Source organism: Ulvibacter sp. 2305UL32-6, from assembly GCF_058148545.1.
Genome location: NZ_JBYVKA010000002.1, coordinates 55577 through 74736 on the forward strand (window position 1 = coordinate 55577; position 19160 = coordinate 74736).

Here is a 19160-nt window from a genome sequence, read left to right on the forward strand (position 1 = left end):
CTCTTTCAAATAAGGCTATTTGATAGGAAGAGTCTGTATGGCAAACTACTCCAATTGCGGCTATTTCTGGCAAACGCATGGTTTTAAATAGTTGCGGATCTACGGTGTAATCATTTTTTCGGTTAGCAATAGAAACAAATGGTTTGTTGCCATAATGCAATTTAAATATCTCAAAAAAAGCTTCTAGATGTGGTGCATTAAACATGACTCCTTCTTTTATAGAAGAAATGGCATAGGTGTCAAACAATTGTATTTCAGCAAACTCAAGGTCAATGGTTTTTGGTTGCATGGGAAGCGGGTGGAGTTTCTTAGGTTGTTATATAGGGATAAATGCTAGGTAAAGTTAACTAAATTTTGGTGGGAAGCTATGCCTTACTGCTAAAAAACCTTACGTACTGCCACTTAATTATACTTACAAAACGGGTGTAGAACACTGTAGGAAAGCGATGTAACTACCTAAAAAAACTAAAAACCGAACCCCCATATTTTCTGGAATTCTCAAAGCGAAGCACCTTAGAAAGATCTGTGTGCTTTGAATGTTCAATAACCACCAATCCATCCGTAGCAACACGCTCATTATTGAATAGGTTTTGAACGAGTATATCTAGTTCGGCAGCTTCTATATCATACGGGGGATCCGCAAAAATTACATCAAAGGGTGCCCCACGCATAGTGGCATACTTAAAGACATCAGCTTTTACAGTGTTGATAGGGAACTCTAACTGCTCTGCAGTCTGGTTAATGTACTTTATACATCCGAAATGGGAATCAACGGCCATGATCTGTTTACAACCTCTAGAAGCAAACTCGTACGATATGTTACCTGTTCCGGCAAATAGATCCAACAAAGAAACCTCTGAAAACTCGATCTGATTGTTCAAAATATTGAAAAGTGCTTCCTTAGACATGTCTGTCGTAGGACGAACAGGTAAATTCTTTGGAGCGGTAAGGCGTCTGCCTTTGTGAGTACCCGAGATAATTCGCATTAGAGCGTGCTTTTTAAAATGAGATGTTCGTGTGCTTTTGCATCTTCAGCAAAGCGAATTCCAGAAAAATTAAACGTATGAAAAGAAATATTCCGAATATATCTATAACAAATTTCATATAAAGGATCGTTATTTTGAATTGAGCCACTTAAAACGGTATCTATGGCATCTGGATTACAATGAAGTTGCTCTAAACTAAATAACACATAGTAGATAAAATCTTCTGGTGTTTTAAAAGTATAGCTATTACACAATTGCAAGACTCCTTCGTCTAGCACCAACATATCAAATTCTTCTTTACGCACATGAATAAAGGCTTTTTTACCCTGAACATGTCTTTCTGTGTCAAGAATAGTTTTAAGCAGGATACTCGCGCTGTGAAAGTATTGAAAACTGCCATACTGATCAAAAAAGTAATTATTTATGTTTACAAAGGGTACGTATACAACCACCATTTGGTGATTATCCACTTCATCGTGAGCAATAAAATCGTTTGCCAATATTTTGGCATTGAACTTTAAATAATCACTGGGTCTTGAATCATCAAAAAGGCTAGATGGCACCACAGTATACATATTGGTGGCGTATATGATGACAACTTCAGAAAAATCTTTTTGAAGTTCTTCTTCCCGGGCTAATAGCTGTTGAATTTCGAATAAAAGTTCTTCTGGGGTATAATTCCGGTCAAAGACTTTTTCAGTAAAATAAAGGGTATCCTTAGTATCTGTATGTGATACTAAAAAAGAAAGTCCGGTCAATGAAACTTGAACGGACAGTCTTTTATATTCGTTTGATCTATTTTTATTGATTGTCTGGAGAGTCATAGCTTTTTGGCCAGTTACCACTCGTATCTACATCTTCCATAGAACCAACTTTAATATATTTTCCATTAACCCCGTCAACAGAAACAACTTGTTTCTCTTGAGTTAGTAGGTCTTTATCTAAATCACCCAAGACAACATCCTTAGATACTCTAGCTTCAAATACTGAATAAACTGTTTTATTCTTTTCCAGTTTACCAGATCTCATTTCAAATTTAGCTCCTTTTGCTTCCTCTATAGGAACATTCATCATGGTCTTATAACGATCTGTTCCAGCGTATAATGAATCTTTTAGTGGAGTGAAACGCAGGGTATCAACAATAACGGCCTCTGTGATATATCCACCAGTCTGAGGATCTAAACCGTAAGCTTTATTCTTCTCTACGTCCGCATAGAATGTATCACGACGAGATGTAATGGCAAATTCTGCAGTATCTACAAAACGAACCAAACTTTCAAAATCTCCAGCAAAACCACCTACAATTTCCTGATGAGCCAATTGAGCGGCTTTAATATCTTTTAAATTTTTAATAATTTTAGCGTAACGAGCTTCCTTAATCTCATTAAACTTGATAGGCCCTGAAATAGAGTTCCAAAGTTTCCATCCTAAGAAAATGATAAGGATCCAAAGTACAATCTGCAATACAATTTTCATTACGTGAAGTTTATTTAGTGTATAATTCTAAAATTAGGTATATGACAAATCTACAATTTTTTTTTGTTCGTAAAAGTATAATCCGAAAAAATCCTAGCTATATTTAACCGCTAAAGTTTCACACGCCCCCTTATGGATGTTTCTCACTTTTATAGCCTACTCAAAGGCGATTTTCCGCATGTTCTAACCACAAAGCAGGACATAACCCTGCAATTGCTCGCTTCTTTTGTGCTAAGCGAAAAAAAAAATGACCTGTTTTTACTCAAAGGATATGCCGGTACAGGTAAAACTACTATTACAGGAACACTCGTAAAAAACCTTTGGAAAGCGCAACGTTCTTTCTCGCTATTGGCCCCCACAGGTCGCGCGGCTAAAGTGATTAGCAACTACAGCGGAAAAGAAGCTCACACCATTCATAAAAAGATCTACTTTCCGAAGGCAAAAAAAGGAGGAGGAATTTCATTTACACTCCAACCAAACAAGTCGCGAAATAAAATTTTTATTGTTGATGAGGCCTCTATGATCCCAGATATCAACACCGACGCAAAACTATTTGAAAATGGTTCCCTGCTAGATGACCTTATGCAATATGTCTACTCTGGGCACAATTGCAAACTCATGCTTATAGGGGATACTGCACAGCTGCCACCCATTAAATTAGATATTAGCCCCGCATTAGACAAACGTCTTTTAGAAAGTCATTATAACAAAGAAGTAATTGCAATTGAACTAGATGAAGTGGTGCGCCAGCAACAAGACAGTGGAATTCTAGTTAATGCCACCAAACTCCGCGAACAATTAGATTCTGGTTTTTACGATACTTTTTCTTTTTCTTCGGAAGCCTTTGATGATGTGATTCGCCCAGCAGACGGGATGGAGATCATGGATGCGATAACCGATAGCTATAGCGAATCTGGCGATGATGATGCCGTTTTTATCGTCCGCTCCAACAAACGTGCTAACCTATACAATCAAAACATCAGAAGTAGAGTGCTTTATCAAGAAGCCGAATTGGCTCCCGGTGACCGACTCATGGTCGTAAAAAATAACTACCATTGGGTTTCGGCCGAAAGTGAGGCGGGTTTTATCGCCAATGGTGATATTGTTGAAGTCTTAGAGATCTTTAGAATGGTTGAATTATACGGTTTCCGCTTTGCGGAAGTTCGTGTACAAATGGCAGATTATCCACGGATGAAAGCCTTTGAAACGGTTCTACTTTTAGATACGCTGTCTTCCGAAACACCATCCTTATCTTATGACGACTCCAATAAGCTTTATCAAGCCGTAATGGAAGATTATGCGCATGAGAAGTCAAAATATAAAAAGTTCCTTTCTGTAAAGAAAAATCGCTATTTCAATGCGCTACAAGTGAAATTCTCTTACGCAATTACTTGTCATAAGAGTCAGGGAGGCCAATGGAACACTGTATTTGTTGAACAGCCGTATTTACCAAACGGCATTGATAAAGATTATTTAAGATGGCTATATACGGCCATAACGCGCGCCAAAGAAAAGTTATATCTCATTGGATTTAAAGACTCCTTTTTTGTAGATTCGTAAGACATGGATTACGCAGAGATCATTATAAGTATATGTTTAGGAGTAGGGCTTGCCGCCGCTGTTGGCTTTAGAGTTTTTCTACCCTTACTCGTGCTCAGTTTGGCGGGATACTATGATGTAATTCCGCTCAACGAAAGCTGGGAGTGGGCGGGAAGCCTTACCGCAGTTGTTGTTATGGCAATTGCCACACTAATCGAGCTCTTTGGTTATTATATTCCTTGGGTAGATAATATATTAGATAGTATTGCCATTCCATTGGCAACTGTTGCAGGAACTGCTGTCATGGTTGCGACTGTTTCAGATTTAAGCCCTGTTGTTACCTGGGCACTTGCAATCATTGCTGGGGGAGGAACGGCAACCGCAATTAAGGGAAATGCTTCGGCTTTACGCCTTACTTCTTCTACCACTACAGGTGGATTAGCCAACCCAGTAGTTGCCACGGTAGAAACAGGAACTTCGGTCGTAATGTCAATAGCGTCCATATTTTTACCTGTACTCGCCTTTATCTTTGTGCTTGCTATTTTCTTCGGAATTTTTAAATTTTATAAAAAGCTTCGGAAAAAGAAGCCGCCAAGTGTATAATCTTATTATTTTTGGCACACTAACTTCAGAAAAACCACAACATTGAAAATAATAGCTATGATTCCTGCGCGTTACGGCGCATCTCGTTTTCCGGGGAAATTAATGCAAGATCTCGGCGGAAAGCCCGTGATTGTTCGCACCTATGAGGCTGCAAAAGCAACAAACTTATTCGACGAAGTATATGTGGTAACAGATAGTGCTATCATTTTTTCTGAAATTGAACTCTACGGCGGAAAGGCCATTATGAGCGTTAAGGAACACGACTGCGGAAGCGATCGTATTGCCGAAGCCGTTGAAAACATGGATGTTGACATTGTTGTCAATGTGCAAGGCGACGAACCTTTTACCAGTAAAGAAGGCCTAGAACAAGTATTAAAGGTCTTTAATGAACCCGATGCAGATAAAATTGATCTGGCTTCTTTAATGACTGAGATCCACGACTGGAAAGAAATTAGTGACCCTAACTGTGTAAAGGTTATCGTTGACAAAGACAGCTTTGCCATGTACTTTTCTCGTTCGCCAATACCATACCCAAGAGATAAGAACGCCGCCGTACAATACTACAAACACAAAGGAATTTACGCGTTTAGAAAACAAGCTTTAATGGATTTTTACCGCCTACCAATGCGTACCATGGAAGCTGCTGAAAAAATTGAATGTATTCGCTATCTCGAATACGGTAAAAATATTAAAATGGCGATTTCCAATACGCAGGGAATCGAGATCGATACTCCAGAAGACCTTATGAGAGCAAACAAAGTGCTAAAGGAAGAAAAGAAAGAAACCGTAAATAATAAATACCGAAATTTCCCTATGGTTCCCAAAGTAGTGTTTGGCCAGGGAAGTTTTGATCAGTTATCCTCAATACTAGCGCCGCAACGTAAAGACAAAGCGCCATTTATATTCTTAATAGATGATGTCTTTAAAGAAGACAAAGCATTTATGGATCGAATTAACTTGAGGTTTAATGACAAATTGATCTTTATTTCTGCGGAAGAAGAGCCCAAAACAATTCAAGTAGATCAGATCGTTAAAGATATTAAAGCCGAGTTTACCTATAAACCTTCTGGTATCATTGGTATTGGTGGCGGAACTGTACTCGATATGGCTAAGGCCGTCTCTATTATGTTGAACAACAAGGGTAGTGCAGCCGACTATCAAGGTTGGGATCTTGTAAAGAACAAGGCAGTCTATCACGTAGGAATCCCAACCATTTCTGGGACTGGCGCCGAAGTTTCCAGAACAACCGTACTTTCAGGACCCGTTAAGAAACTTGGTATAAATAGTGATTTTACACCTTTCGATCAAGTAATTTTAGATCCAGAACTTACAATAGGCGTTCCTAAAAATCAGTGGTTTTATACAGGAATGGATTGCTTTATTCATTGTGTAGAATCTCTTAATGGAACCTTCTTAAACGCTTTTAGTCAAAGCTATGGCGAAAAAGCATATGATCTTTGTCATGAGATCTTTGTTGAAGGAAATATCGATGAGGCAGAAGCCCGCGGAAAATTAATGATGGCATCTTGGCATGGAGGTATGAGCATTGCATACTCTCAAGTGGGCGTAGCCCACGCTATGAGCTATGGTCTCTCCTATGTTCTTGGTACAAAACACGGGATCGGGAACTGTATCGTTTTTGACCACTTGGAAGAGTTTTACCCCAATGATGTTGTATTGTTTAAAGAAATGGTAAAAAAACATGAGATCACAATTCCGAAGGGACTTTGTGCTAATCTTTCAGAAGAACAAATTAACACCATGATCGATATTGCCCTTAGCCTAGTTCCTCTTTGGGAGAATGCTTTAGGTGATGATTGGGAAAACATTATGACCCGCGAACGATTAAAGGAATTATATTTAAAGATGTAAGTTATTGCTTACTCAAACGCAAGTATGGGTTTCTCAAAATGGTTATTTACAAAAGTCTTAGGGTGGAAGATCGTTGGTGATTTTGCTCCCCAGATAAAGAAATCGGTTATCATTGCGGTTCCTCATACTAGTTGGCACGACTTCTATATTGGCGTATTTACGCGACGAATTACAAAGGTTCAAATCAATTGGGTTGGCAAAAAAGAGTTGTTTAAGTGGCCGTTTGGTTGGTATTTTAGATGGATGGGTGGCGCTCCCTTAGATCGTACGTCGGGTCAAAATAAAGTAGAGGCTATTGCTAAGGTTTTTGATAGTAAAGATGAATTTAGACTAACCTTAGCTCCCGAAGGCACTCGAAAAAAGGTAGACACATGGAAAACAGGTTTTTATTATATCGCTATGGCCGTTGGCGTGCCTATCATTCCCGTTGCTTTCGACTACCGTACTAAAACAGTACGTATTCATCCTCCATTTTATCCTACAGGAGACCTTGAAGCCGATTTAAAAGTGCTTCGGAAACTCTACAAAGGCGTCGTAGGTAAGGTGCCACAATATTCTTAAAAAATTGCAGCATAGGAAGTGCCATTGCTTTTTTGTATTTTTAAGAAAAATCCAAGCTATGCTCAAAATTGCACTCCCACTTGCCCTAATTATATCAAGTTTCGTATTTGGTCAAACCCCATGCGAAAATAATATGGCAGGATCTTTCCCATGCAGTGGATATGATTTAATATCGCAAATCCCCTTGTCTGTTATGAATTCGGTAAAAGCCAATGATTCCTGGGGCTGGACCGATTCACAAGATGGGAAAGAGTACGCGATCATTTGTTTGAACGAAGCAACATCATTTATAGATATCAGCGATCCGTTAAATCCAATTTATTTAGGGCAGCTACCGGGAAATGGCGTTCAGCAAACCACATGGAGAGATGCAAAAACATACAGCGACCATGTTTTTATTGTTAGCGAGGACGACGGACACGGTATGCAAGTTTTCGATCTCACGCGCTTACGAAATGTATCCAATCCGCCGCAAATCTTTACTACCGATGCGCTTTATACTGGCTTCGGAAGTGCTCATAACATTGCGATCAATGAAGACACAGGCTTTGCCTACGTTTTAGGCTCCGATGTTCTTAACGGAGGTCCGCATTTTATTAACATTCAAGACCCTATAAACCCAGTAGGAGTAGGCGATTATACCGCCGACGGCTATTCTCATGATGCACATATAGTAAGCTACAATGGTCCAGATGCCGACTATATTGGGCGTGAGATTCTCTTCGGAAGTAATGAAACTGAAATTGTTATTGAAGATGTAACCGATAAAGCGAACCCTATAACCATAGCAACCATTGGGTATTCAAACATAAATTACACACACCAAGGCTGGTTAACCGAAGATCAGCGATATTTTATTATGGGTGATGAAACTGATGAAATAAATATTGGTATTCCTTCCAGAACCATCGTTTTCGATTTTAATGATCTCGACAATCCCGTACAGCATTTCGAATATTCTGGCCCATCAGACGCTACAGATCACAACGGCTACGTAAAAGGAGACAAGTTCTATTTGGCCAATAATGCCGCAGGCTTACGGGTTCTTGATATTTCAAATATTGCAGGTGGAAGTATGACCGAAATAGGTCATTTTGATACATACCCAACAGACAATAATGCTGGGTTTAATGGATCTTGGAGTATTTATCCGTATTTCGAGAGCGGACATATAGTTATAAGCGATAGAGTGGAAGGTTTCCTATTAGTGAAGCCCAAAGAATTGGGTGTTTCAGATGACCTGAATAAAGTTAATTTTACTGTGTTGCCCAATCCAACTAGAGGCGCTGTACGCATATCAAATTCAGAAGAATTAATTGACGAAATAACGATCTCCGACCTGCTAGGAAAACAAGTTTTTACCAAAAGATTTTTGGGTGAATCTTCCGTAGAAATCAATATGAAGAACTACACTAATGGAATTTACATAATAACTGTAAATAAGACAACTAGCTATAAAATGGTAAAGCAATAGTTTAAATAAAAAAGCGCTGATATATTTATTATACCAGCGCTTTTTTTTGATGCTATGATTATTATTCTTCGGCAGTTTCTTCCATGGTGTGATATACGTTCTGTACATCATCATCTTCTTCCAATTTTTCAAGAAGTTTTTCAACATCTGCTACTTCCTCAGGAGATAATTTTTTAGTAACCTGTGGTATACGCTCAAATCCAGATGATAGGATCTCAATTTTGTTTTCTTCCAAATAAGACTGAATAGCACCAAAACTCTCAAATGGCGCATAGATCAACACACCATCTTCATCTTCGAAAATCTCTTCAACACCATGATCGATAAGTTCTAATTCAAGTTCCTCAAGCTCAAGTCCTTCGCCATTCACACGAAAATTACAAGTGTGATCAAACATAAAAACCACCGAACCAGAAGTACCCAAGCTACCATCTGTTTTATTGAAATAGGAACGTACATTGGCAACGGTACGAGTATTATTATCGGTTGCAGTTTCAATTAAAACAGCAATTCCGTGTTGTGCATAACCTTCAAAAAGGACCTCTTTATAATCACCCTGACTTTTATCACTGGCACGCTTAATTGCGCGCTCAACGTTGTCTTTGGGCATGTTAACGGCCTTAGCGTTTTGAATCACCGCACGTAATCGCGAATTGGAATCAGGATCGGGACCTCCTTCTTTTACCGCCATAACGATATCTTTACCAATACGTGTAAATGCTTTCGACATAGCCGACCAGCGTTTCATTTTTCTTGCTTTTCTAAATTCGAAAGCTCTTCCCATAATTCAATGCTATTTAATTAGGACCTTCCGAAGAAAGCCACTGTATATTCTCTTTAATGCGAGCCAAATATAAAAAAATCAAAGTTTCAAATCTCAAAAAATTGATATTGAATTTATTTCAGTTTAAATATTCTATATCTCCTTGCAGTTAGATTATTGACCGATAAGTTCTTCGATGACCCTCGCCAACTCGAAGTCTTTGTCGGTAACGCCACCCGCGTCGTGTGTTGAAAGAAAGATCTCTAGATCACCGTAAACATTGGTCCACTCTGGGTGATGGTTCATGCTTTCAGCTTCAAAGGCAATTCGTGTCATGGCAGAAAAGGCCTCCTTAAAGTTTTTAAATTCAAAACTTGTATGAATAGCATCTTCGTGAAAATGCCAACCTTCAAGGTCTTGTAGTTTATCGTTTACTTCAGCTTCTGTATACTTTTTCATAAGGCGTTTTTTAAGGTAGTTATTTCATCTTTTAAGGTACAGCTTTCAATGACTTCTGAAACTGTAATCTCATAGTTTTTTGGCAATGTATTATACTGCGGAAGAATAGCTAAATAACTATCCTCATTACGCTGATACACCCGTTGAAAGACCGGAGTTTCGTCTCCTAGGTTTTCTGAAATTTCTTTAAAAAGATCTTCGTGATGCACCATATCAGTGCTCGCCAAGTGGAAAACACCATCTAACAACTGATTGATTATATAATGAACTTGCTGTGCGATCTTATCGACAGTAGTAATACTTATTATCAAGTTTGGATACACTTCAAAGGCCGCTTGATGCTTCATAGCTTGCCGTAATTGCATGATTCGGGGAGAATTAACCCCTAACACCATGGGTAGTCGCAAAATTGCTAATTGGGCAGGTATGTGTTCTTTCAGCATTTTTTCTACTGAAAGTTTAAACTTACCATATTCACTTTCTGCTAAGGGTTTGTCAGTTTCATAGGAGGGAAGCTCAAACTTTCCATCAAACACATTCACACTAGATAAATATAACAACCTACAGTGATGATGTGTTTTTACATACTTCGCCATTGCTTTGTGGGCGTGAAATTGATCCTTATAATCACCTCGTAGCGCACTAATAATAACTGTTGGTTGTACTATTGATAGGATCTCGGTAATGTCGTCTTTAGCTACATCATACTTTCTAAAAACGTGATTTTCAGCATAAAAAGAATTATCACTAAAATAAGTCCCATAGATCTCAAAGTACGAATTGAGCTCTTTATAGAGAACATTCCCAATGAAGCCACTAGCACCTAAAATTAGTATCGTATCTTTTTGTTTGATCACAGGGTATATAACGCTCTAAAAAATAGAAGATTTTGTTTGTGTTGTAAATTGCTCCAAAGCGAGCATCCCAAGAAAAGAATTTCCTTTAGGATTAAGTCCGGGTGACCAGGTTGTAATAATAAAATCGTTAGGCATTAAAGCCACAATACCTCCGCCAACACCACTTTTACCTGGCAATCCCACTTCAAAGGCAAATTCGCCAGCTTCGTCATAAAAGCCGCAGGTAAGCATAATAGCATTTATTCTCTTTGCTTGTTTTGGAGTTAAACAATCTCTGTTTTGCAAACAGACTCCTTTATTAGCCAGCGGATAAAAAGCATTGGTGAGTTGTTGGCAGTTCATAGCGATCGAACATTGATGAAAGTAGAAATCTAAAACTTCTTCTACTGGGTTGTTTAGGTTTCCGAAGGACTTCAATAAATTAGCAATGGCGTAATTCTTAAAACCTGTCGCCTTTTCTGAAGCCGCTACCTTTTCATCAAACATAATCGTTTGGTCGTTGGCAAGATCCCGAACATATTGTAAAAAATCATGCTTAGGATCCTTTAATATGGAAACCAGACAATCTGCAATAACAATGGCGCCACTGTTTATTAAAGGATTTCGCGGAATTCCCTCTTCCCGCTCCAATAAGGATATATGATTGAAGGGATTGCCAGAGGGTTCAACATCTACACGTTTCCAGAGATCGTTCCCTACATTTGAAAATGCAAGAGCCAGCGAAAAGACCTTTGAAATACTCTGAATTGAAAAACGTGTAGAAATATCGCCTATGGCGTAGTTCTCTCCGTGAATACAATTTAAATAGATGCCAAAATTGTTTTTATCAACATTGGCTAATTCTGGGATGTACGAAGCCACTTCACCCGTGTTTTGCACCAAGAGAAGATCTGCGTGAATATCCTGTAAGATTTTTTGATAGTTGCTCATGCGCTATTCCCCTTTATAGAAAGGGAGCTTTACAACAGTTGCAGGAACAGCATTTTTTCTAATTTGGATATGAATTTGAGTTCCTGGATCTTTAAATATGCTTGGCACATAGCCTAGTCCAATACCTTTCCCAACAGACGGCGCCATGGTACCGCTTGTTACGCGACCGATCTTTTTACCGCTGCCATCGACAATATCATAGCCTTGACGTGGAATTCCGCGATCATTAAGTTCAAAAGCAATTAATCGGTTTTCAGCGCCGTGTTCTTTTTCTTTTTTAAGGTTTTCAGAATTGGTAAAGTCTTTTGTAAATTTAGTAACCCAGCCCAAACCAGCTTCAATAGGAGAAGTAGTATCGTCAATATCATTTCCGTAGAGACAGTAACCCATCTCCAAACGTAGTGTATCACGAGCGGCAAGACCAATAGGTTTAATTCCGTAATCGGCTCCAGCCTCCATAACTTTGTTCCAAACTTGTTCTACTTCCGAATTCTTACAATAAATTTCGAAACCACCACTTCCAGTATAACCAGTTGCGCTTATGATAACGTTGTCAATTCCTGCAAAATCTGACACTTTAAAGGTATAAAATCGTATCGCCGAAAGATCTTCCGAAGTCAGTGACTGCATAGCTTCAACAGCTTTAGGACCTTGAATTGCCAATAGTGAATAGTTTTCAGAGATATCGCGCATTTCAGCACCAACATCGTTTTTACTTTCGATCCAAGCCCAGTCTTTGGTAATATTTGACGCATTCACCACTAAAAGCCATTTTTCCGCCTCTATTCGATATACAATAAGGTCATCTACAATTCCGCCATCATCATTCGGCAAATAGCTATACTGTGCTTGTCCGTCAACCAATTTAGATGCGTCATTACTTGTTACCTTTTGAATCAAAGCCAAGGCGTTGGGGCCTAAGATCAAAAATTCTCCCATATGTGATACATCAAAAACACCCACACTTTTCCTAACCGTTTCGTGCTCAGCATTAACTCCTTCGTAAGAAACCGGCATGTTATAACCAGCAAATGGAACCATTTTCGCCCCTAGGGCATTATGAACGTGTGATAAGGCAGTGTCTTTCATAGTATTTTCCGTAGCACGGAAGCTTTTAATTAAACATGATTTTAGATGCACAAAGGTACTATTATATCAAAAGCTTCCGAAAAAATGATCGTTGTTTTTATTATTCCTTCGGAAGCAGGTCCTGAAACAATACCATTCTAAACGAACCTAATTTGTATCTTTACGCAGTAATCATTTAATTATTCGTTTTTTTCAACCAATCATTAAAATCGCCCTCCATTGAAGATATTTTCTACCCAACAGCTCTACGAAGCAGACCGCACTACTGAAGAAAAACAACAAATTAGCTCGATCGATCTGATGGAACGAGCAGGAATTCAAATTTTTGGTTGGCTGCATCAAAAAATGAACGGAGCACAAGTACCTATTCATATTTTTTGTGGAATTGGCAATAATGGTGGCGACGGACTCGTAGTGGGGCGTCTGCTTATTGAGCATGGTTACAACGTACATGTATATATAGCAAACTTTACCGATAAGCGTTCTAAATGTTTTTTGATCAATTATGATCGAATTAAGAACACAACCAAGAATTGGCCTATTTTAATGACTTCGGCAGCAGATTTTCCTGAGATCAATCCAGAAGACATCATTATTGACGCCTTGTTTGGTATTGGTCTAAACCGTCCCGCCGAAGGTTGGGTCAAAGACTTGATTCTCTATATTAACAAGGAAAAAGCGTTTACGCTTTCTATCGATCTACCAAGCGGATTGTTTGCTAATTCACCAACAACCGACTTTGAAGCGATCGTAAAAGCAAATCATACGCTTGCATTTCAAACCCCAAAACTTGCCTTTTTTCTTCCAGAAACTGGCAAATACGTACCTTATTTTGAAGTTTTAGATATTGGCTTGGACCCCGAATACATAGCTAAAACACCACCTTTGGCACAATTAATTGGGAAAACTGAAGCCCAACAATTTTATCGGCCGCGTAAAAAATACGATCACAAGGGGACCTATGGCCACGCACTTATTGTGGCAGGAAGCTACGGAAAAATGGGCGCAGCCATACTTTCAGCGAAGGCTGCATTACGTGTGGGTGCAGGTATGGTGAGTGTTTTTACTTCGGAAGCAGGCTATAACATCCTACAAACCGCGTTACCGGAAGCCATGGTGATCACTGATAAGGAAGACGATATGATCACAGATATCGATTTTGACATAGAGCCGTCGGTTATCGGAATTGGTATGGGAATTGGAACCGCTTCCGAAACTGTTTCGGCTTTAAAAAAATTATTAAAAACTGTAAAAACGCCTTTATTATTAGACGCAGATGCACTCTATATCCTTTCGAAACACAACGACCTTTTAGAGTTTCTTCCGAAGCAATCTGTACTCACACCACATCCTGGCGAGTTAAAACGCTTATTGGGTGATTGGGAAAATGACTACGACAAGTTAGAGAAAGCGAAAGCATTTTCAGAAAAATACGAAGCTGTTCTTGTACTCAAAGGGGCAAATACCATTGTTGTCTTCGGAAAACAGCTTTACATTAATACTTCAGGGAATCCCGGAATGGCTACCGCAGGAAGTGGTGACGTACTCTCTGGTATGATCTCAGGGCTGTTATCACAAGGATACGACCCATTGCTTGCGTCGGTTTTTGGGGTTTATCTTCATGGCAGTGCAGGCGATGTAGTAGTGCAACAAATAGGTCTTGAAGCCTTGATCGCAGGTGATATTGTTGATGCTATTGGAGATGCTTATTTCGAATTATTCGCCAAACCAGCAGTAGAACAACCTCAATAAAAAACCCGCCAAAATGAAATTTCATCATGGCGGGCCTTTTAAATCAGTTATAGCTATCTTAGATCAACTCGTCTAGCATTTTACGCAATTCTGGATCTGATGGTCTGGGAGCATCAGAAGAAACGATATTACCTTGTGGATCGATCAATATAAAACGAGGAATGCCATTGATACCGTAATCGGTTATAAATTTCGATTTCCAAGCGCTATCAGCCAAGAGCTGAATACCGCCCAATTCTTTTTCCGGGATCATTTTCTTCCATTTTTCGTGATCGCGTTCTTCATCGATCGAGATACTTACAAATTCAATATTTTTATTGTGATAGTCGGCTTCAACTTGTTTTAGTGATGGGATCTCTTTAATACAGGGTCCGCACCAGGTAGCCCAAACATCGATATAGACGAATTTTCCCTTGAGGTCTTCAAGGCTTGTTGTTCCGCCTTTAAAATTTTGGTAAGCAAAAGTAGGAGAGGGCTTCCCTTTTGTAAGTGTAGCGAGCATCTCATAACGTTTGGTGATTGCCTCTAAGTTCTTTGGATCGGGATTACTTTCTTTATAGATGGTATATGCCATATCAAGACTTTCATCGGCTTTTAATCCGTAACGCAATGATTGTTGCATCACTTGATCTTTTGCATAGCCATCGGGTAAAGTGCTGTCTGCCAATTTTAAATAAGCTACAGTACTATTTTGCGTAGTGTCCTTAGTGGCTAATCGAGCGAAATGAGTACTAATCATTCGTTGATATCCTGTAGAATTTCGAAAAGCCGTAGTGTCACTATAATTTACTCCCTTTAAACCATCGTAAAATCCTTGAGAAACAGTGAAATCAGCATTTTTCGTAAGATACTTATGGTATTCAGGATACATCTCCATATTTGCTGTATGTGTGTATTGAAGTTCTTTTTCCTCGCAATCAACAAACGATTTGTTTGTAATATTTGCATTTTTAAGCAAATCTTGTAGCCCGTTATTCAAGGTTTCCACTTTTTCAATGAAAGTAGCTTCATCAGAGCTAAAGACATCTTCAAAATCGGCATTTTGTTCATCGTAAAGATATTTTGCTGCGAGATAATTATTTTCCGCACTGAGATCTCCCGTAAAACTTAAAGTTTCATCAAATTCCATGGCATCCAGATCAACATGTAAATTTTTTCCTTTTTCAAGATAAACTGTTGCACGTTCTCTATTTATAAAGAGTTCATAATAACCATCGGTTGGAATTGCAATGGTGTCGGTAAAGACTCCTCCCACGGCAATGGGAACTTCTTTACTAAAATCATGTCCGCGTAACACAGCTTTCTCGGCAACACTATTTTTCAAATTAGCACTTAGAACAGTGTATTCTGCCTTTTTTTCTTCGGTTGCACACGAAGCTAAAACCGCTACTACAAGGACATATAATATTTTTTTCATGGGTCAATTTTTAAGGAATTAAAGGTACTATGATTATTATGTGATAACGTTAAAATTTTTACAAAAGATGCATAGCGGCTACTATTTTTAGTGCTTCCAACTATTCGGTCGAAGAAGACGCTTTCAATTCACAGAACTTTCAATTTTTTATTGGTATTTTTGAAGAATAACCACAATATCTCATGCAGGAAACTCATTATATTAGTTCTGAGATCCTTGACCTTAAAACGATCAAAGATTGCTTAGAAATGAATAAACTATTGGCCCTTTCCGAAGAAGCCATCCTCAATATTAATAAGTCGCACAACTATCTTTCAGAAAAAGTGATCACCAATGTTTCGCCTATTTATGGTATAAACACAGGGTTTGGATCACTTTGTAATGTTAAAATATCAAACGAAAATCTTTCCAAGTTGCAGGAAAACTTGGTGATGTCGCATGCTTGTGGCACTGGTGAGTTCGTTCCAAAACCTATTATAAAACTGATGCTTTTGTTAAAAATACAGTCGCTCAGTTATGGTTATAGCGGAGTCCAACTGGAGACTGTGCAACGTCTTATTGATTTTTATAATAATAATATTTTGCCTGTAGTGTACAATCAAGGTAGTTTAGGAGCTTCTGGCGACTTGGCACCATTGGCGCATTTATCACTACCACTTCTAGGGAAAGGCGAGGTATTTATTGAGGATACCATATTTTCTTCGGAAGAAATCCTTAAAAAATACAATTGGGAGCCAATCGTGTTAAAAGCTAAAGAAGGTTTGGCTTTACTCAATGGAACTCAATTTATGAGTGCTTACGGAATTTATATTTTGATCAAAAGCCATAAGCTTTCGTATATGGCCGATTTTATTGGGTCACTATCTATTGATGCTTTTGACTGTAATATGAGTCCGTATGATCCCCTCGTGCATTTGGTGCGACCTCACCGCGGGCAAGTTAAAACGGCCGAGCGCATTGTGGAATTTCTTGAGGGTAGTGAATTAGGGGCTTCAGAAAAGAAAAATGTTCAGGATCCCTATTCTTTCCGATGTATTCCACAAGTACACGGTGCTAGTAAAGACACTATTATTTTTGTTTCTAAAACGTTTAAAACCGAAATTAATTCGGTTACCGACAATCCGAATATTTTTGTTGCTGAAGACAAGATCATTTCGGGTGGAAACTTTCACGGGCAACCTCTTGCTTTGGGTTTAGATTATTTGGGTATCGCTTTATCTGAGTTGGGTAATATTAGTGAACGAAGAACCTATCAGTTGGTATCCGGACTTCGGGACCTTCCGGCGTTTTTAGTAAACAATTCTGGCCTTAATAGTGGTTTTATGATTCCACAGTACACCGCTGCAAGCATTGTAAGCCAGAATAAACAACTTGCTACGCCAGCTTCAGTTGATTCTATTGTTTCGTCAAATGGGCAAGAAGATCATGTGAGTATGGGTGCTAATGCGGCAACCAAATGTTTGCGTATAGTTGAAAACATTGAGACCATACTAGCCATCGAATTATTAAACGCGTCTCAAGCAATGGAATTCAGAAGACCAAAAAAGACTTCTCCCTTATTGGAAGCTTTGCTTGAAAGTTTTAGAAAAGTTGTACCTTTTGTAGCGGAAGATCGCCTTTTAGCAAATGATATTCACGCTTCAATTGCTTTTATACAGAGTTTTAGTATTGATGACGAGCTACTTTTTAATTAAAACAGAGCTATGAGATCACTATTTGTTATTTTCAGTATTTCCTTGTGTAGTTTCTCGCTATTTGGTCAAGACTATAAACCTATGCTTAGTGACGGTAACGAATGGCAATTCTTAACCTGTTTTCAAGGAAATTGCGCGGTTATTGATCTTTATTTTACCGACGGAGATACGCTTGTAAATAATAAAACACATAAAATTTTAGATGGTTATCATTACATTTCACGTTCGTTTTTATTACGAGAGGTTGTTGAAGATAAACAAGTCTTTTTAACAACCATTGTTAACGGTGTGATGCGCGAGTATTTATTATATGACTTTTCTTTGAGTGTAGGTGATGAGATGGATATGAAGAATCCGTATTCGCCTTTTCCAGAAGATGGCGGAATGTTTACACTAACCGATATTGTAGAGCTACCCCTAGAAAACGGAGAACTTTATAAACACTATTACTTTTCACCATCTCCCGGGAATACACAAAGCGATTGGCGCGCTGTTTGGATTGAAGGCGTTGGCTCGCTCTCTTTGGTAACTGCTCCTGGTGGAGAACCAAACTACGATGAAGTAGGGGCAGTAACATGTTCTTTTGCCAATGGAGAACACATTTACGCTAATTATGAGCGCATTAGTGGATGCGATGAGCAGTTAGACGTTGCTATGAACTCACCGAGCTCTCCCATAGATTATGTCGTAGAGAAGTATTCAATTGATTTTAAAAATGTATCGGACGTAGAGGAAATTAGTATCTACGATCTACATGGCAGATTAGTTTCTTCGGAAGAAAATGATCATCAAGAACGGTTTAGCATGCCCACAGCACACTTAAAAAAGGATATGTATATAATAATTGCGCGTGATACTTTTCAGCAAAAAACAATCTTTAAAGTCATTCTTCATTAACGAGCGCAGTGAACACAACTAATGGCACAAGGCATTAATAGTATTCGTCCGAGTGGAATCTCCTTATTACATTTTATACACATACCAAAATCTACATCATCCAGTTTGGTCAATGCAATTTTTAGGTTATTCAATTTTAGAGAAGCCTTTTTAAGTGCAGATTCATTTACAGAACGGTTATTAATAGCGTCCATACGAGAAACTCTACCAATGGCATTTTCTGGGGCAATGGGTTTAGAGAGCTCTTTGTATTTTTCGACTAAGTTTGCGGTAGTTAAAATTTCCGCTTCGATCCTCGCCTTTATTTCGACTTTGTTATCCATACATTATTTAGACAATTCCTTAAGAATAGTATTTGCCCATTGTATGGCGTCGCCTAATGTTTCAAAAATTTCAAAGGGTTTATTGTAGAATTGTTTTTCAAACTTAGCTCCATCGCGTTGCATTTCTGAACTTGCAACAACTGCAAAAGCTGATAGATTTTTAATTTTTACTGTTCCTAAATAGGTAAGGGGATTAACCGCATAAGAATTGACCCGATTGGTTATGTATACCAAAGGAGTCTCTGCAAAGTGTTTTTGAATAACTTCTTCTAATACTTGATTGTGTTCTGGTTCTACCGATTCACCTTCACGAATCTGATTGATTAGAAACTCGTCAAAAACAAATAACTCGCTGATGCCAATATCGTAATAATGAAACATTCCCATAGTTCGGTTTGTATTAAAGCGGGGAATATTAAAAATACAGGATTTTATTCAATTATTAAAAGATAGCTTCATGAATTAGAA

19 protein-coding genes and 1 pseudogene are annotated in these 19160 nt (G+C 38.6%); 9 read left to right on the forward strand and 11 right to left on the reverse strand.

Going from position 1 to position 19160, the window contains the following annotated elements; translation table 11 throughout:
* Positions 1-452: 452 nt before the first annotated feature.
* Genes ACY2RU_RS06025 through ACY2RU_RS06035 form a run of 3 tightly spaced genes read right to left on the reverse strand, consistent with a single transcriptional unit; the run spans position 453 to position 2450 of the window.
* Positions 453-986, reverse strand: a complete 534-nt coding sequence (locus tag ACY2RU_RS06025) for an RsmD family RNA methyltransferase (protein WP_490137531.1) — start codon at positions 984-986, stop codon at positions 453-455.
* Complete coding sequence (locus ACY2RU_RS06030) at positions 986-1810, reverse strand: DUF3822 family protein (RefSeq protein ID WP_490137532.1); 825 nt, start codon at positions 1808-1810, stop codon at positions 986-988. Before ACY2RU_RS06030 ends, ACY2RU_RS06025 begins: the two co-directional genes overlap by 1 nt.
* Positions 1788-2450 (reverse strand): hypothetical protein, encoded by a 663-nt coding sequence (locus ACY2RU_RS06035; RefSeq protein ID WP_490137533.1) that lies wholly within the window; start codon positions 2448-2450, stop codon positions 1788-1790. Before ACY2RU_RS06035 ends, ACY2RU_RS06030 begins: the two co-directional genes overlap by 23 nt.
* A 144-nt stretch (positions 2451-2594) precedes the next feature.
* On the opposite strand from ACY2RU_RS06035, the gene ACY2RU_RS06040 reads away from it, so the two are divergent.
* The 6 genes and pseudogenes from ACY2RU_RS06040 (at position 2595) to ACY2RU_RS06065 (ending at position 8511) form a co-directional block, all read left to right on the forward strand.
* Complete coding sequence (locus ACY2RU_RS06040; protein ID WP_490137534.1) at positions 2595-4022, forward strand: ATP-dependent DNA helicase; 1428 nt, start codon at positions 2595-2597, stop codon at positions 4020-4022.
* A gap of 3 nt (positions 4023-4025) precedes the next feature.
* Complete coding sequence (locus ACY2RU_RS06045; RefSeq protein ID WP_490137535.1) at positions 4026-4604, forward strand: DUF4126 domain-containing protein; 579 nt, start codon at positions 4026-4028, stop codon at positions 4602-4604.
* A 57-nt stretch (positions 4605-4661) separates the two neighbouring features.
* A pseudogene (kdsB, locus tag ACY2RU_RS06050) lies at positions 4662-5372 on the forward strand (3-deoxy-manno-octulosonate cytidylyltransferase); the annotation flags it as partial.
* A gap of 45 nt (positions 5373-5417) precedes the next feature.
* Complete coding sequence (locus tag ACY2RU_RS06055) at positions 5418-6476, forward strand: iron-containing alcohol dehydrogenase family protein (RefSeq protein WP_490138275.1); 1059 nt, start codon at positions 5418-5420, stop codon at positions 6474-6476.
* Positions 6477-6500: 24 nt separating this feature from the next.
* Complete coding sequence (locus tag ACY2RU_RS06060; RefSeq protein WP_490137536.1) at positions 6501-7037, forward strand: 1-acyl-sn-glycerol-3-phosphate acyltransferase; 537 nt, start codon at positions 6501-6503, stop codon at positions 7035-7037.
* Between the two features lie 58 nt (positions 7038-7095).
* The gene (locus ACY2RU_RS06065; protein WP_490137537.1) at positions 7096-8511 is read left to right on the forward strand and encodes a choice-of-anchor B family protein; all 1416 of its coding nucleotides are present in this window, start codon (positions 7096-7098) and stop codon (positions 8509-8511) included.
* 61 nt (positions 8512-8572) lie between these two features.
* Here the strand turns inward: ACY2RU_RS06065 and ACY2RU_RS06070 are convergent, their stop codons facing one another.
* The 5 genes from ACY2RU_RS06070 to gcvT all read right to left on the reverse strand — a co-directional run bounded on the left by ACY2RU_RS06070 (position 8573) and on the right by gcvT (position 12609).
* Positions 8573-9295 (reverse strand): YebC/PmpR family DNA-binding transcriptional regulator, encoded by a 723-nt coding sequence (locus ACY2RU_RS06070; RefSeq protein WP_490137538.1) that lies wholly within the window; start codon positions 9293-9295, stop codon positions 8573-8575.
* A gap of 153 nt (positions 9296-9448) precedes the next feature.
* On the reverse strand, positions 9449-9733 hold the full coding sequence (locus ACY2RU_RS06075; RefSeq protein ID WP_490137539.1) for a 4a-hydroxytetrahydrobiopterin dehydratase: 285 nt from the start codon (positions 9731-9733) through the stop codon (positions 9449-9451).
* Positions 9730-10590, reverse strand: coding sequence for a sugar nucleotide-binding protein (locus ACY2RU_RS06080; protein ID WP_490137540.1), 861 nt, complete (start codon positions 10588-10590; stop codon positions 9730-9732). Before ACY2RU_RS06080 ends, ACY2RU_RS06075 begins: the two co-directional genes overlap by 4 nt.
* A 15-nt stretch (positions 10591-10605) precedes the next feature.
* Entirely contained in the window at positions 10606-11520 is a 915-nt protein-coding gene (locus ACY2RU_RS06085; protein ID WP_490137541.1) for a glutaminase, read from the reverse strand.
* A 3-nt stretch (positions 11521-11523) separates the two neighbouring features.
* The gene (gene gcvT / locus ACY2RU_RS06090; protein ID WP_490137542.1) at positions 11524-12609 is read right to left on the reverse strand and encodes a glycine cleavage system aminomethyltransferase GcvT; all 1086 of its coding nucleotides are present in this window, start codon (positions 12607-12609) and stop codon (positions 11524-11526) included.
* A gap of 219 nt (positions 12610-12828) precedes the next feature.
* Here gcvT and ACY2RU_RS06095 point away from each other — a divergent pair, with 219 nt between their 5' ends.
* On the forward strand, positions 12829-14361 hold the full coding sequence (locus ACY2RU_RS06095) for an NAD(P)H-hydrate dehydratase (RefSeq protein WP_490137543.1): 1533 nt from the start codon (positions 12829-12831) through the stop codon (positions 14359-14361).
* A 58-nt stretch (positions 14362-14419) separates the two neighbouring features.
* Here the strand turns inward: ACY2RU_RS06095 and ACY2RU_RS06100 are convergent, their stop codons facing one another.
* Entirely contained in the window at positions 14420-15778 is a 1359-nt protein-coding gene (locus ACY2RU_RS06100; protein WP_490137544.1) for a TlpA family protein disulfide reductase, read from the reverse strand.
* Positions 15779-15960: 182 nt separating this feature from the next.
* Between ACY2RU_RS06100 and hutH the strand changes: the two genes are divergently transcribed.
* Both hutH and ACY2RU_RS06110 read left to right on the forward strand, forming a co-directional pair.
* Entirely contained in the window at positions 15961-17472 is a 1512-nt protein-coding gene (gene hutH / locus ACY2RU_RS06105) for a histidine ammonia-lyase (RefSeq protein WP_490137545.1), read from the forward strand.
* A 9-nt stretch (positions 17473-17481) separates the two neighbouring features.
* Positions 17482-18369: a T9SS type A sorting domain-containing protein gene (locus ACY2RU_RS06110; RefSeq protein WP_490137546.1), complete on the forward strand. Its 888-nt coding sequence runs from the start codon at positions 17482-17484 to the stop codon at positions 18367-18369.
* Here the strand turns inward: ACY2RU_RS06110 and ACY2RU_RS06115 are convergent.
* Both ACY2RU_RS06115 and ACY2RU_RS06120 read right to left on the reverse strand, forming a co-directional pair.
* Positions 18366-18692: a TraR/DksA family transcriptional regulator gene (locus tag ACY2RU_RS06115; protein ID WP_490137547.1), complete on the reverse strand. Its 327-nt coding sequence runs from the start codon at positions 18690-18692 to the stop codon at positions 18366-18368. The genes ACY2RU_RS06110 and ACY2RU_RS06115 overlap by 4 nt on opposite strands.
* Before the next feature lie 3 nt (positions 18693-18695).
* Positions 18696-19079, reverse strand: a complete 384-nt coding sequence (locus tag ACY2RU_RS06120) for a hypothetical protein (RefSeq protein ID WP_490137548.1) — start codon at positions 19077-19079, stop codon at positions 18696-18698.
* Positions 19080-19160: the final 81 nt, after the last annotated feature.